The sequence below is a fragment of the Thermobacillus xylanilyticus genome (genome assembly GCF_907165215.1).
In the GTDB taxonomy this organism is placed as follows: domain Bacteria; phylum Bacillota; class Bacilli; order Paenibacillales; family Paenibacillaceae; genus Thermobacillus; species Thermobacillus xylanilyticus.
Window position 1 is genome coordinate 19,768 of sequence record NZ_CAJRAY010000043.1, and the last position, 13,104, is coordinate 32,871.

At 62.3% G+C, this 13,104-nt stretch carries 12 protein-coding genes; 2 read left to right on the top strand and 10 right to left on the bottom strand.

All coding sequences use genetic code 11. The annotated features are described in order from the left end of the window. Positions 1-16: 16 nt before the first annotated feature. The 7 genes from KJQ12_RS09170 to KJQ12_RS09200 form a co-directional block, all read right to left on the bottom strand. A complete protein-coding gene (locus KJQ12_RS09170) occupies positions 17-145 on the bottom strand; it encodes a paeninodin family lasso peptide (protein WP_213484414.1) in 129 nt (42 codons plus the stop codon). 7 nt (positions 146-152) lie between these two features. Continuing rightward, the gene (locus tag KJQ12_RS09175) at positions 153-2,090 is read right to left on the bottom strand and encodes an asparagine synthase-related protein (RefSeq protein ID WP_213484415.1); all 1,938 of its coding nucleotides are present in this window, start codon (positions 2,088-2,090) and stop codon (positions 153-155) included. A 250-nt stretch (positions 2,091-2,340) separates the two neighbouring features. Next, a complete protein-coding gene (locus KJQ12_RS09180) occupies positions 2,341-4,080 on the bottom strand; it encodes a hypothetical protein (protein WP_213484416.1) in 1,740 nt (579 codons plus the stop codon). After that, on the bottom strand, positions 4,077-5,363 hold the full coding sequence (locus KJQ12_RS09185; protein WP_213484417.1) for an efflux RND transporter periplasmic adaptor subunit: 1,287 nt from the start codon (positions 5,361-5,363) through the stop codon (positions 4,077-4,079). Before KJQ12_RS09185 ends, KJQ12_RS09180 begins: the two co-directional genes overlap by 4 nt. A 13-nt stretch (positions 5,364-5,376) precedes the next feature. Continuing rightward, positions 5,377-6,054 (bottom strand): CpsD/CapB family tyrosine-protein kinase, encoded by a 678-nt coding sequence (locus KJQ12_RS09190; RefSeq protein ID WP_015255980.1) that lies wholly within the window; start codon positions 6,052-6,054, stop codon positions 5,377-5,379. After that, positions 6,038-6,805, bottom strand: coding sequence for a YveK family protein (locus tag KJQ12_RS09195; RefSeq protein ID WP_015255981.1), 768 nt, complete (start codon positions 6,803-6,805; stop codon positions 6,038-6,040). The genes KJQ12_RS09190 and KJQ12_RS09195 overlap by 17 nt, the downstream gene beginning before the upstream one ends. A 184-nt stretch (positions 6,806-6,989) precedes the next feature. Beyond that, on the bottom strand, positions 6,990-7,151 hold the full coding sequence (locus tag KJQ12_RS09200; RefSeq protein WP_244860535.1) for an anti-repressor SinI family protein: 162 nt from the start codon (positions 7,149-7,151) through the stop codon (positions 6,990-6,992). Positions 7,152-7,256: 105 nt separating this feature from the next. Between KJQ12_RS09200 and KJQ12_RS09205 the strand changes: the two genes are divergently transcribed. Beyond that, complete coding sequence (locus KJQ12_RS09205; protein WP_041853945.1) at positions 7,257-7,583, top strand: helix-turn-helix domain-containing protein; 327 nt, start codon at positions 7,257-7,259, stop codon at positions 7,581-7,583. A gap of 555 nt (positions 7,584-8,138) precedes the next feature. Here KJQ12_RS09205 and KJQ12_RS09210 read toward each other — a convergent pair. From KJQ12_RS09210 to KJQ12_RS09220, 3 genes are all read right to left on the bottom strand, one after another. After that, entirely contained in the window at positions 8,139-9,035 is an 897-nt protein-coding gene (locus tag KJQ12_RS09210; RefSeq protein WP_213484525.1) for a cation diffusion facilitator family transporter, read from the bottom strand. Between the two features lie 397 nt (positions 9,036-9,432). Further along, the gene (locus KJQ12_RS09215; RefSeq protein ID WP_213484418.1) at positions 9,433-11,052 is read right to left on the bottom strand and encodes an ABC-F family ATP-binding cassette domain-containing protein; all 1,620 of its coding nucleotides are present in this window, start codon (positions 11,050-11,052) and stop codon (positions 9,433-9,435) included. Between the two features lie 149 nt (positions 11,053-11,201). Then, positions 11,202-12,263: a Gfo/Idh/MocA family protein gene (locus KJQ12_RS09220; protein ID WP_213484419.1), complete on the bottom strand. Its 1,062-nt coding sequence runs from the start codon at positions 12,261-12,263 to the stop codon at positions 11,202-11,204. Between the two features lie 202 nt (positions 12,264-12,465). Here KJQ12_RS09220 and KJQ12_RS09225 point away from each other — a divergent pair. Beyond that, positions 12,466-13,104, top strand: a 639-nt coding sequence (locus tag KJQ12_RS09225) for a virulence factor (RefSeq protein ID WP_213484420.1), incomplete at its 3' end; no start/stop codon positions are given.

Below are 13,104 nucleotides of genomic sequence, written 5' to 3' on the forward strand. Positions count from 1 at the left end.
GCTCAGGCTGCAAGGTTCAGCTGTAGTGCACGTCTTCGTCTTCATCCGGCTGTACGCCGTCCGGTTTCGCCTTACCCGGACCTGCCGCCGTCAACCGAACGTCCAGCACTTCCAGTTCGGGCGCCTGCCATTCCTTCTTGCGCATGCGGATTTCACCTCCTCCCCCGTAATCTGACAAAACGGCGGAATATGATCCCGCGCATCAGCATGCGGAAATCGAGATCGTAGGCATATTCCGGTTTCGGCGCTTCCCGCACTTTGAGCAGCGATTCCTTAAGCATCTCCAGGTCCAGGTAGTCGCGCATCGCTTCATCGTCCAGCATCTCCTGCGCCTCCCGGATAAACGCAGGCCAGGCGGCTTTCATCCGGTGGACGCCGTCGGCTCCCTGTGCGCCGCGCACCTTCTGATTGAGCCGGACCTTATCCGGCAGATAGCCCCGGGCAGCGCGGCGGATAAGCGCGCGGTCGACACCGTCCCGCACGCACTGCTCTTCCGGCACGGACAGGCAGAAACGGACGACACGCAGATCGTTCGAAGGGTCCCGGTCCCAAACGGCGTACCTGAGCGACAGTTTCGTGGCGTACGTGCCGTTCAAGTTCCAGAAGCACGTCTGTTTGAACAGCCTCCTGCGCGCCTCATACGCGCTGCGCACGTTGCCTTGCACAGGCAATCCCTGCCGTCTGAGACGCTCGACAACGCCGGTCTCTTCGAGCAGGCGCGGGCTCGCCAGCACGGGATGCCGCATGCCGGACGCGCCGGCGCCGACCGCCCTCCGCCAGACCGACCCGAGCACCCGCCTCCGGCCGACGCCGATCCGCCGGGCGTAGCCGTCCAGCTCGCGGTAGAACCGGACCAGTCTGAGGCGTTTGAGCAGCGCGGTCTGGTAATCGAGCGCCGGCCCCCAGGAGATCGTCCAGTTGCCGCGCTGACCGTTCAGCAGGACGGCGATGTCCCGCTCCGCGGCCCGCTCGAAAATCCCTTTCAGCCAGAACGAATTCTCGAAGAACTTGTAGGGCATCTCCATGACATCCAGCCAATCGTCGATATCCGAATACGGATTCCGGTCCGGAAAATCGCAGTATTCCGGGACGATGTTCCCCGCGTGCTCGACGACGGCGCTGATATACGCCCTTTCGTCCGCCATCCGGCTGCGCGGCGTCCAATCCGTAAAGTCCGCCACCGGCACATAGCTGAAGGTGTACAGCGCTCTGCCCCTGGCGCGGAGTTCGCGGGCGGCGAACGCGGCGACGGATCCCGAATCCAGCCCGCCGCTGAGATGCGCGCCCACGCCGCGGTGCGTGCGGAGCCGCGCCTTCACCGCCGCGCCGAGCACGTCTCGCAGCGCCTCCTCGTATTCCGCATCCGAGCCGAGCTTCAGTTTCTCCCGAGGTTCCTCGATGCGGCAGTAGAGCTTCAGCGTCAGCCGGCCTTCCGCGTCCGCAACGAGGTAATGGGCAGGCGGCAATTGTTCGATGCCTTCGTGGACCGTCATCCGACCGTCGACGGCGTCCACGGTGTACGGAAGGGCGAGGTATTCCGCAATCCATTGCCGGTTGAGCGCGCCGGGCAAATGCGGCAGTCCGAGGAGCGGAGCCATGACGGTGCTGAGCCAGACCGTTCCGCTTGACGGGTCCCGGGTAAAATAGAGCGTCCGCGCGCCCGAATAATCCCGCGCCGCATACAACCTCCGCCCGCGTTCATCCCAGATGGCGAAGGCGAAATCGCCCACCAGCCGTTCCGCCATCCCCGTTCCCCAGGCATCATAAGCGAGCAGGAGCAGCTCCGGGTCCGTCAAGGCGCTGCGGCGGACGGCCTCGATCCCGAGCGCTTCGCACAGCTCCTCCCGGTTGTCGAGGATCGCGTCGGCGACGACGGCCAGCCCCCGTTCCGGATCATGCAGCGGATTGCGCTCGCCGACCGACTCGGGCGTAATCCACTGGGCGCGGCAGCCGAAGAACACGTTCGACCGCACTTGCCATGCCTGCTCGTCGTCCGCCGGAAACCGGGACAATGCTTGCATCATGGCGGCTCCCTGCTCCATAATCGCCGGATTGTCATGTATGCCATAAATGCCGATGATCGCGCTCATACCATCCTCCGGCCGCATCATTTGTTCCTTATAGAGAACAATCATCGAAAAAAATAATAGACAAACATCGTTTTTCTCAAAAAAACATTCTGTAAAGCGAACGCACCTGCATCGTAGCACCCAATCACCCGGCTGTCAATCCATCATTCGCATCCGCGATCTGTATCCGCCCGCCGCATGCGATTGGCGCGGTGCGCGATTGCCGCGCGGCCGCGGTCAATCGCATGCCTGCGGGTGAGTTTTCCGGCCTTCAGGCCGCCGGGCTCAGGGGACTGGAAGATGCCTCAAGGTGCATCGTCTTGACGAGCCGTTCAATCTCTCCGCCCGGAATCGCGAGCACTTCATACAGCCGGATGACGACTTTTTTGAACGCATCCGTTGTCTCCCGATCGCCGAGCTCGATCTTCTTCAGGCCGGATCCCAGGCGGCCGGCGCCCGCCAGCGCATACGTCTGGGACATCAGCACATGCCCGCTCGGGTCGGCCGCTTCCAGCTTGAGCCGGACGGACCGCTCGTCGAACGTCATATTGACCGCCCGCGAGATGCCGAAGTCGAGCGTGACGAGTCCGGACGGCTCAAGCGATCCGGAACGGATCTCCACCTTGAACGGATACATGTCGGCGGCACCGCCGGACTCTTCCGCATCCGCCCCGGCCAGCGGGATGCTGACCGCGCCGACCGGCAGTTGGAACGTGTCCGGACTGCCGTCCAGCAGCGTGAGCTGCGCCTGCTCGTCCGACCCGGCGGAGAGGGGCAGGGTGAACGTATAGCCGATCATCATGCCGACGCCCGGCATCAGCATTTTCTGCCGCACATCCATCCGTTCGCCCGTGTAGCTGACGCCTTCGGACGTCATCCATTCCACGCCGAAGTCCGGAATGGCCACGGAAACGCCGGATCGATTCACAAGCCTGAATTTCGCAACGGCTGTCAGGAAGCCGTCGCCCGCCTGTTCGAATCGACGCACTTCGGCCAGCGCAATGTCGACTTCGTTCGCCAGATTCGGCCTGAGCGTCGACGAGGCGCGGATCGGGTCAAGAAGGTCATATGACGACTGAACGGTCTGCGTATCGGGGTGGGCGGGCGCCTTGATCTGCAGGCGGCCCGCTTCATACCGGATGGTGCCGGATGCGTCCGTGAAACTTTCCGGCGTGCTGATCGTGAAGCTCAGCCAGGCCTCCGGACTGTCCAGCCGCATGACGAAGTGCAGATAGCGCGACGATCCCGGCTGAACCGCGATCGGTCCGCTCTCCGCCCGCTGCGCGGAGTAGTAACTCTTCACGGTCTTGCCGGACACGGTGAACTCCGGAACCCAGGCCTGCCGGTTGCCCGTATTCCGCACCTGCAGCACGAGGACGGTTGTCGTGCCCTGCGGGGTGTGCCGCTCCGCGAGCCGGACGGGCGTGTAAACCAGCTCGGCGGATTCCGCCGGAATCGTGAACGACGCGCCCCATTCTTTCGACCGCTGCGCATCCTTGAACACCGTGGAGGGGCCGTACCATTCCAGTCCCGCGACGGGCATGTTCAGCATGTTGGTTTCTTTCTTCGGGTAAACGTATTCGTCAACGTTCACCCATGCAAGCCGTTCAAGCGTGAAAACATCGGAACGCCCCACGGTCAGCATGTAGCTGAGTTCGGCCTTCTCCTGCGGCTGCACGGTGCGCGGATTGTCGGCGGACGGCTTCAGCGTATAGACGACGCCGCCCGTCGTCACCGCGCGCAGCTCGTATCCCGGCACGGCCACGGCACGGCTGGCGGTATTGTACAGCCGGACGACCGCGCCGATTCTGACGCCCTCCGGAACGCGTTCGTTCAGCACCGTCTTCACGCCGGCCTTGAGCACGCTGTTCAGCGTATAGGGCGTATCGCTCGCCGTCCCGGCGGGCGCGGCCGAGACGGTGGTGGCGGCCGAACCCGGAGACGCGGCCAGGGCGATGATCAGCCCGGTCATGATCCATGCCGCCCACCGTTTCCATCTTCGTCTGTTCATTCCGCTTGTCCCTCCTTGCCGCTCCGTTCAACGATCACGCGTTCCCCGTCGGTGAGCGCATTGACGCCGGTAATCGCGATGCTCTCGCCTTCGCTGACACCGGACAGCACTTCATAATAGGATGGTGTCGACCGGCCGGTCTTCACTTCGCGTTTTCTCACGATATCGTCTTCGATGACGAACACATACCGCCGGCTTCCTTCCTCGAGCACGGCGTACTGCGGCACCGCAAGCGCGGACAGTTCGGCTTCTTCCGACAATTCGACGGCTACCTTCATGCCCGGCTTGAGCCGGCCGTCGCGATTCGGCACCGTGAGTTCCAGCACATAAGCGTTCCGCTCGGGATCCGGGATGGATGACAGATAGCTCACGGGCGCTTGTCCCTGCTCTTCGCCGCCGGGCAGCACATACTTGAGCTCGGCCTTGCCCCGCACATATTGCGCGCCTTCTTCGTTCAGGTAAGCGACGATCCGCACCGGATCCACCTGCTCGATCCGCCCGACGGGCACGCCCTCCCGAACCATCATGCCTTCAATTAATGTCAGCTGCGTGATGACGCCGCCGACCGGCGCCTTGATCGTAAGCTGTTCGAGCGCCTCGCTCCGCAGCTGCAGCGCCAGCTCCGCATCGGCCAACCGATTTTCCAGTTCCGCCATCCGGTCGGACTGGTTCAACGACTGCAGCCGCTTGCGCGCAAGTTCCAGATCCTGACGGTAGGATTCGAGTTCCGATGCCGACCGGTCGACGTCCTCTTTCGTCGCCAGGCCGCTGTCGTAGTCGTTGCGGACCTTGTTGTGCTGGCGCTGCAATTCGTTCAGTCTGATCTCCATCTTGCGAATCTCCGCCGCGAGCTCCTGCCGGCTGACCGACAGTTCCTGGCGGGCCGTCCGGAGCGCGCTGTTCGCCTGGTCGACGGCGGCCAGCGCCTGCTCATAGGCCAGATTGACCTCTTCGGAAGACAGCTGCGCGATCGGTTCGCCTTCCTCCACGGTATCGCCGAGCTTTTTGTGCAGCGTCTCGACCGTGCCGGAGATCTTCGGTTCGACATCGAACTGAATCGAGGACTCGACATCCGCCGTAATGTGAATCGGTTCCTCGATCTGCCGCACGGCCACCGTCTCGGCCCGCACGGACCGGATCTGCGGCGTTACGTCCGCCTCTTCCCGCGGGGCGGAGAACGCGTCGAGGAGCGTGCATCCCGCGGTCATCGACAGACACAGCGCGACGACCGCGGCATTACGAGCGTTGCGCGCCGCCTGCCGCATCCTTCGCTCTCGTTGCACCGGCCCAACCTCCTCATTTGCCGTAATAGTCCGAATAGGGATCCAGCGCTTTCCGATTCATTTTGTTCAAGACCGCTCCAAGCAGGTTCGCATTGGCCTGCACCAGCTCGGTTTTCGCCTTCAGGACGGCTTTCTCCCGCGCCTTGCCGCTTTCGAGCACGAGCAGCACGCCGTCGCATTTGGCGGCGAGAATCTTCGCGTCGATGGCGGCCAGAATCGGCGGCGTATCGACGATGACCATGTCGTATGCCTGCTTCAGCAGCGCGATCAGCTCCGTCATCCGTTCGGAAGCCAGCAGGTCCGAAGGATTCGGGACGCTGCGCCCCGCGCCGATGAACGCCGCGCCGACCATCGTGTCCGTCAGCACGTAAGACGGCATCATGCCGGGATCGAGCAGATAATCCGTAAGTCCCGGGCTGCGGCGCCGATCTATCACCTGATGAAGCGTCGGCTTGCGGATGTCCCCGTCGACCAGGACGACGGTGCGGCCGGCCCGCGCATAGGCGGACGCCAGGTAGAGCGCCGTGGTCGATTTGCCTTCGCCGGGGACGGCCGAGGCGACGGCGACGGCGCGGATCGGCCGGCGGCGGGAAGCGAACTCGATGTTCGCCTTGAGCGTCCGGTAGGCTTCCATGAACGGCGACACATCGTCGACCTGCAATGTCGGCGCGTCTTTATTTGACCGCGGCATAAGCTTCCTCACCGATCCTTCCCTGGGTTCCCTTGCGGCTGCGGGTGCGGCCCGAACGCAGTCTCGTCTTCGGCACCGAGGCGAGCGTCGAGACGCCGAGCACCCGCACGACGTCCGCCTCGTCCTTGATCCGGTCGTCGAGCACGTCGAGCAGGATGGCGATGCCGACGGACACGATCAGCGACGCCGCGAAGGCGAGAAAAATATACGTAGTGTGCTGTTCGTTCACCGGATTGGGACTCGCCGACAGCTTCGCTTCGGTCAGCAGCACGGCGGAATGGCCCGGCGAAATTTTCGGCAGCTCCGTGACGAACACGTCCGTAATCGCATTGACCATCATGACTGCCCGTTCGTACGAAAACCCGGTGACCGAAATGATCATGACGGACGTGTTGTTCAGCGCATGGACGGAGACACTGCGGATGAGCTCCTCGGTCGAGGCGTCGAGCTGCGGGTACCGCTCGACCACTTTGTCCATGATGATCGGCGTGCGGATGATCTCCTTGTACGTTTCGATCACGCCGCCTCCGGAGGACATTTGTCCGATGTTCATGACGCCCCGGCTGAACGGATCCGCCGCATCCGCGCTGTTGACATACAGTTTCGTCTGCGCCGCATAGAGCGGCACATAGGTGTTGTAACTGAAGTAAGCGGCGCCGATGGTGCATGTCAGCACGATCAGGACGATGAGCCAGAGCCTGCGACGCACGATCCGCAAGTATTCCCGCAAATCAATGTCTTCGGATTTCAAAGGTTGTCGCCTCCAGACGACCCGCCCGCTTCAGACGAACCCGATATGGGGGTCCGCCGGCCGGGCGGATCGGCGGTTTGTTCGCCGTCAAAGCAAATGTTGTTCTATATAGTGAACATGCCGGCATGCGCCGGCCAGCCGCAGCCGCCGGCTGCGCCGCCGTGCAGAGCCGAAACCCGCGCATTCACTTCGTGCGCTTAAGACGCTCCGGGTTGCGAAGAAATTCGCGAATTTCCTCAATCGTCAGACCAATCCTTCTCGCCAGCTCGATCAATGCCGCCCATTCCGGATCAAAAGTCTGCACCCCGGCATTCATGTTTTGACCAGCCTCCCCAGACTCATGCATGACGGTTTCTCCTCCGCACGCGACGGTTTGTTCGTTTTAAGAAACCATGCTATAATTCATATGACCGCTAAATCAGGAACTTTCATGCAAAGGACGAGACGGCTAATGGAAAGCATTGGAGCAAGAATCAAGGCCATCCGGACGCAGCGCCGGATGTCGCTGTCGGAATTGGCCGAAGCGGCAGGCGTGGCCAAATCCTATCTCAGCAATGTCGAACGGGGGATCCAAAACAATCCGTCCATCCAATTTATCGAGAAGATGGCTTCCACCCTCCGCGTGCCGGTCCATGTCCTGTTGTTCGGCGAGGCGGATCCGGAAGGCGCGCTTGACCCCGAATGGACGGAGCTTGTCCGGGAAGCGATGGCGTCCGGCGTCGACAAAGAGCAGTTCCGGGAGTTTCTCGAGTACCAGAAATGGCGAAAATCGCAATAGCGTCACACCGCAAATTCCGCCGGACAGTTCACGATATCGAACAACTTGTCCCTATGATATGATACATTTCGTATCATGTCAACCCTATAACGTTCCATTTTGTATTCCACGAGTGCACGGAAATTGACGCAACAAGGCGAAAGCCTCCGAATCCGCTGAATGCGCAGGGTCGGAGGCTTTCGATTGCAACTACTGACAACCCTTATGTGTGAAACAACGAAACTGGGACACGTCATTCGCGACGAAACAGGGCAAAAATTGCCTTGAAGCGTCAAATAAGACCGCTCAGTTTCGAAAAAATTCGATTGAGGCCGAGTTTGGCAAAATAACGCTTCTCAGTTTCGTTAGAGTTCCTCCGGTTCTTTGCCCAAGTGCGGGGACGAACACGATGAACGGCACCGCATGCCGTTGCAAAAACAGCGAAGCCGCCCGGCTCGTCCGACACCCCCAACAAAGTCACCTCTCGCCGCTAACGCTCGTCCGCGCACAGCAATAAGCCCGCAGGCGGCTCCCATGCCGCTGCGGGCGATCCAAGGCCGACCGAGCGTGCCCCGCCTACGTCCCCTCCGTCCGCGAAGCACTCGGCTCCTCGTACGGCTCGACGTGGACGTGCACATTCGCGATGTTGTGCCGGCGCTCCATCCGGCGCTCAATCTCGTCGCTGATCTGGTGGCTCTCGATCAGCGACAGTTCAGGATCCACCTGAATGATGACGTCGATCAGAACATTGCTGCCGTGAATGCGCGCCTTGATGTCCTTGATCCGCCGGACGCCTTTCGTCCGCTCGATCGTGCCGCGCAGCGTCTCCAGTTCCTTCTCGTCAAATCCGTCGGTCAGCGTATGCGTCGAACTGTAGAAGATGCCCCAGGCCGTCTTGAGGATGAGCAGGCCGACGGCAACGGCGGCCACCGGATCGAGCCACGGCATGCCGAACTGGGAGCCGAAGATGCCCGCCGCGGCGCCGACGCTGACGAGCGCGTCGGACAGATTGTCCTTGGCCGCGGCCATCAGCGCCTGGCTGCGGATGCGCGCCGCCAGCCGCCGGTTGTAGGCGTAGACGCCAAGCATGACGAGCGCGGCGCCAAGCGCGATCCAGGCGGATGCCGGATCCGGCGCGGCCCGGTCGCCCGCGGTGATCGACCGCCCGGCGTCGATCAGCACCTGCAGGCCGACCATGGCCATGATGAAGGAAGCGATCAATGCCGCTATCGTCTCGGCCCGGAAATGGCCGTAAGGATGATCCTTGTCGGGCGGCTTGCGCGAGATGCGCAGACCGATGAGCACCGCCGCGGAAGCGGCGATATCCGACAGATTGTTGTAGCCGTCCGCGGTCAGCGCGCTGGAGGACAACACGTACCCGGCGGCCAGCTTGATGCCCGAGAGCAGGAGATAGGCCGCGATGCTCGCCCATGCCCCCCGCTCGCCGGCTCGAATGTTTTGATACGGGTCCAGCCCGGGCACCTCCGTTCCATCGTTTCATCCACAACAGCAGTATGATAACCGACCGGTTCCGTGTGGGTCCAGAGAAACAGTTTTGACACGGTGCGCGACTTTATGCATGAATGCAACAGTCTGTCCGCAAGCCATCTTCTGCCGCGCAGGCAAAAACGGCCGACCCGTCTGCAGAGGCGAGAACATCCCGTAAAAACCAATTCGATTCGCCCCCGTCTCGAACACGCCGGCAGGAACGAAGAAAGATGCGAAGCAGCTTCGCCAATTTTGCCGAACCCCTCTTACCGTCTTACGCCATTTCAGGCAGATGAAAATTTTCCGCTTATCCAGAGCGGGACGGTCAAGACGGACGTCAAAAGCCGCCGGGCTCCAGTCCCCGGCGGCTTCATCCCATATCTTATGCGGAATAGGCCTGCTCCCGCAGCGCCTTGACTTCGTCGCTCTCGAGATATTCCTCGTACGTCATGAGCCGGTCGATGACGCCGCGCGGCGTGATTTCGAGAATCCGGTTCGCGATCGTCGACACGAACTGACGGTCATGCGAGGTAAAGATCATCGTCCCGTCGAAATCGATCAGCGCGTTGTTGAGCGACGTGATCGACTCGAGGTCCAGGTGGTTCGTCGGTTCGTCCATCAGCAGCACGTTCGCGCCGGACAGCATCATCCGGGCCAGCATGCAGCGCACCTTCTCGCCGCCGGAGAGGACGCTCGCTTTCTTCAGCGCTTCGTCGCCGGAGAACAGCATCCGTCCGAGGAAGCCGCGGATGAACGTCTCGTCCTGCTCCTTCGAGAACTGCCGCAGCCAATCGACGAGATTGAGATCGACGCCGTCGAAGTATTTCGAGTTGTCCTTCGGGAAATACGCGCGCGTCGTCGTCACGCCCCACTGATACGTGCCCGCATCCGGTTCAAGCTCGCCCATCAGAATTTGCATGAGCACCGTCTTCCAGAGCGAATCCGGCCCGACGAGCGCGATCTTGTCGCCCTTGTTCACCGTCAGCGTCAGGTTGTCGATCACCTTCACGCCGTCGATCGACTTCGTCAGCCCTTCGATGAGAAGCAGCTGCTTGCCCGCCTCGCGTTCCGGCTTGAACTGGATGAACGGATATTTCCGGTTCGACGGCTTGATGTCGTCGAGCGTAATTTTCTCGAGCAGCTTCTTCCGCGCGGTCGCCTGTCTCGCCTTCGACTTGTTCGCGCTGAACCGCTGGATGAACGCCTGCAGCTCCTTGATCTTCTCTTCCTTCTTCTTGTTCTGTTCGCGCATGAGCTGCAGCGCCAGCTGGCTCGACTCGTACCAGAAGTCGTAGTTGCCGACATAGAGCTGAATCTTGCCGTAGTCGATGTCCGCGATGTGCGTACAGACCGTATTCAGGAAATGCCGGTCGTGGGAGACGACGATGACCGTTCCCTCATAATTCAGCAGAAAATCTTCCAGCCACTCAATCGACTGCCGGTCCAGGTGGTTCGTCGGTTCGTCCAGCAGCAGAATCTGCGGGTTGCCGAAAAGCGCCTGCGCCAGCAGGACGCGCACCTTCTGGTTGCCGTCCAGTTCCTTCATCAGCTTGTCGTGCAGCTCGTTCGGAATGCCGAGCCCGTTCAGCAGGGAAGCCGCTTCCGACTCCGCTTCCCAGCCGTTCATCTCGGCGAACTCCGCTTCAAGCTCGCCGGCCCGCATGCCGTCCTCGTCGCTGAAGTCCGGCTTCGCGTAGAGCGCTTCCTTCTCTTTCATCACGTCATACAGCCGCTTGTACCCCATGATGACCGTGTCGAGCACCTTGAATTCGTCGTACTCGAAGTGGTTCTGCTTGAGCACGGCGATCCGCTCGCCCGGCGTCACATGCACTTCGCCGTTCGTCGGTTCGATCTCGCCGGACAGAATTTTCAGGAACGTCGACTTCCCCGCGCCGTTCGCGCCGATGAGGCCGTAGCAGTTGCCCGGCGTGAACTTGATATTGACATCCTCGAAAAGCGCGCGCTTCCCGTAACGAAGCGTAACGCCGCTCGTGCTGATCATCGAATCACTTCCCCGTCCTTGCCCCTGTAATGAGTACATCCTCCCGCATTATAGCACAGAAGCCGACGGGCGGCCATTGAGCGCGCCTGAATTCGCAATGAAGCGGAGCCCCCGAAGCGGTCTGGCCGCCCGGAGGCTCCCATTGCGCGTCAATCCCAGTGCAGCTTCACTTCGCTGCCCGTGCGGGAAGATTCGTAGATCGCGCTCAAAATGCGGTTGTTCACATAGCCCGACAGCGCCGGCGCGATCGGCTCCTTCCCTTCGCGGACGCAGTCGACGAAGTGCCGGCTCAGCAGGAGCCGATCCTCTTCGCCTTCCATGGGCTTGAGCTCCTCTTCGACGACCTCGCCGCCTGCGTGTCTCACGATCGTGCCGCGGTTGCCGATCAGGGCGATGCCCGCTTCGGTGCCCATCAGGTGCACGAACGGTTCTTCCGGCAAGCCGGCGGAATGGGCCGCCCAGCTCACTTCGAGCGACAGCGTCGCGCCGTTGTCCAGCTTGATGAGCGCCGTCGCGAGATCCTCGACGTCGTAGTAGCCGTTCCAGTCCGGCGTTCCCCAGCTGCCGATCCCTTCGCGGCGCGGGCCGAATTCGGCGTAAGTCGTCCCGAAGACGGAGACCGGTTTCGGATTGCCCATAAGGTGCAGCGTCAGGTCGAGCATATGGACACCGATGTCGATGAGCGGTCCGCCGCCGGCTTCGTCCATGCGCGTGAACCAGCTTCCCCAGCCGGGGATGCCTTTCCTGCGCAGCCAGCCGGTCTTCGCGTTGTAGATCCGGCCCAGCTCGCCCGCGTCAATCTTCGCCTTGGCGGCGCGGGCGATGCCCGACCAGCGCATCTGATGCGCCATCATGAGCACGCGGCCTGTCCGGCGCTGCGTATCGAGGATCGATCTGGCCGCTTCCTCGCTGATGGCCATCGGCTTCTCCAGCAGCACATGCTTGCCCTGCTCCATCGCCTGGATCGCGAGCGGCGCATGGAACCGGTTCGGGACGCCGATGACGACGGCGTCGATCGACGAATCGTCGAGCAGCGCCTGCGGCGTCTCGTAGGCCTTCACGCCGTGCTCCTGCGCCCGGCGCTCGGCGGCAGGCAGCGAGGCGTCGGCCACCCCGGCGATCTCCACGTTCTCCAGTTTTCCGAACACATTCAAATGCACATTTCCGATCATCCCGGCGCCGATGACGCCGATGCGGACGGTGTCTGCCATTTACGGTTGTCCTCCTCGGTATCGTATGTCTGTCTCGTCTCAGTATAGACCTGCGGGCGGCGGCATCCAAGATGCGCTTTTGGCTTCCTTATGTGCTTTTTTTGGCGTCATATTTGGTTCGGGAGCGAAGATCGGCTACTATAGTATCAGCAATATCCGTCAGAAATGTCATTCAGGCGGCGATGCAAGGAGGAGATTCCGCATGAAGCTGTTGTCCGTGGAACCGACGCCCAGCCCGAATTCGATGAAATTGAACGTCGACGAACGGTGGCCGGCCGGCCGCCGCGCCGCGTACACGCCGGACAAGGCGGACGAAGCGCCCGAGCCGCTGCGGAGCCTGCTGAAGATCGACGGCGTCAAAGGCGTGTTCCGCACCGCCGACTTCATCGCGCTCGACCGCAAGCCGGGCGCCGACTGGCCGCGCATTCTGGCCGAGGCGGCGAAGCTGTTCGAGACGGCGGAAGGCGCGGCCGGGACCGCACCCGCGCCGGCCGGACCGGACGCCGCGTTCGGCGAACTGCACGTCCTGGTGCAGGTGTACCGCGGCATCCCGATGCAGGTCCGCGTCCGCATCGGCGACCGCGAGGCGGCCCGCCTGGGGCTGCCGGAGAAATTCTCGGCAGCCGTCCATGAAGCGGCCGGTTCGACGCTGATTATGGAGCGCCATCTGGAGGAATACGGCATCCGCTACGGGGAGCCGGAGGAGATCGCCGCCGAAGTCGCGGCGGAACTCGACGCCGCCTATACGGATGAGCGGTTGCGCGAGCTGATTGAAGCCGCGAAAGCGGCGGGGCCGGCCGCGGCCGGGACCCCGGCCCAGCCGCGCGAGCGGCGGCCGCTC

Coding starts and splice junctions, on each gene's coding strand:
- KJQ12_RS09220 (WP_213484419.1), bottom strand. CDS start 12,263: ATGGCAGACACCGTCCGCATCGGCGTCATCGGCGCCGGGATGATCGGA.
- KJQ12_RS09215 (WP_213484418.1), bottom strand. CDS start 11,052: ATGATCAGCACGAGCGGCGTTACGCTTCGTTACGGGAAGCGCGCGCTT.
- KJQ12_RS09190 (WP_015255980.1), bottom strand. CDS start 6,054: ATGCCGCGGTCAAATAAAGACGCGCCGACATTGCAGGTCGACGATGTG.
- KJQ12_RS09175 (WP_213484415.1), bottom strand. CDS start 2,090: ATGAGCGCGATCATCGGCATTTATGGCATACATGACAATCCGGCGATT.
- KJQ12_RS09205 (WP_041853945.1), top strand. CDS start 7,257: ATGGAAAGCATTGGAGCAAGAATCAAGGCCATCCGGACGCAGCGCCGG.
- KJQ12_RS09170 (WP_213484414.1), bottom strand. CDS start 145: ATGCGCAAGAAGGAATGGCAGGCGCCCGAACTGGAAGTGCTGGACGTT.
- KJQ12_RS09200 (WP_244860535.1), bottom strand. CDS start 7,151: ATGCATGAGTCTGGGGAGGCTGGTCAAAACATGAATGCCGGGGTGCAG.
- KJQ12_RS09180 (WP_213484416.1), bottom strand. CDS start 4,080: ATGAACAGACGAAGATGGAAACGGTGGGCGGCATGGATCATGACCGGG.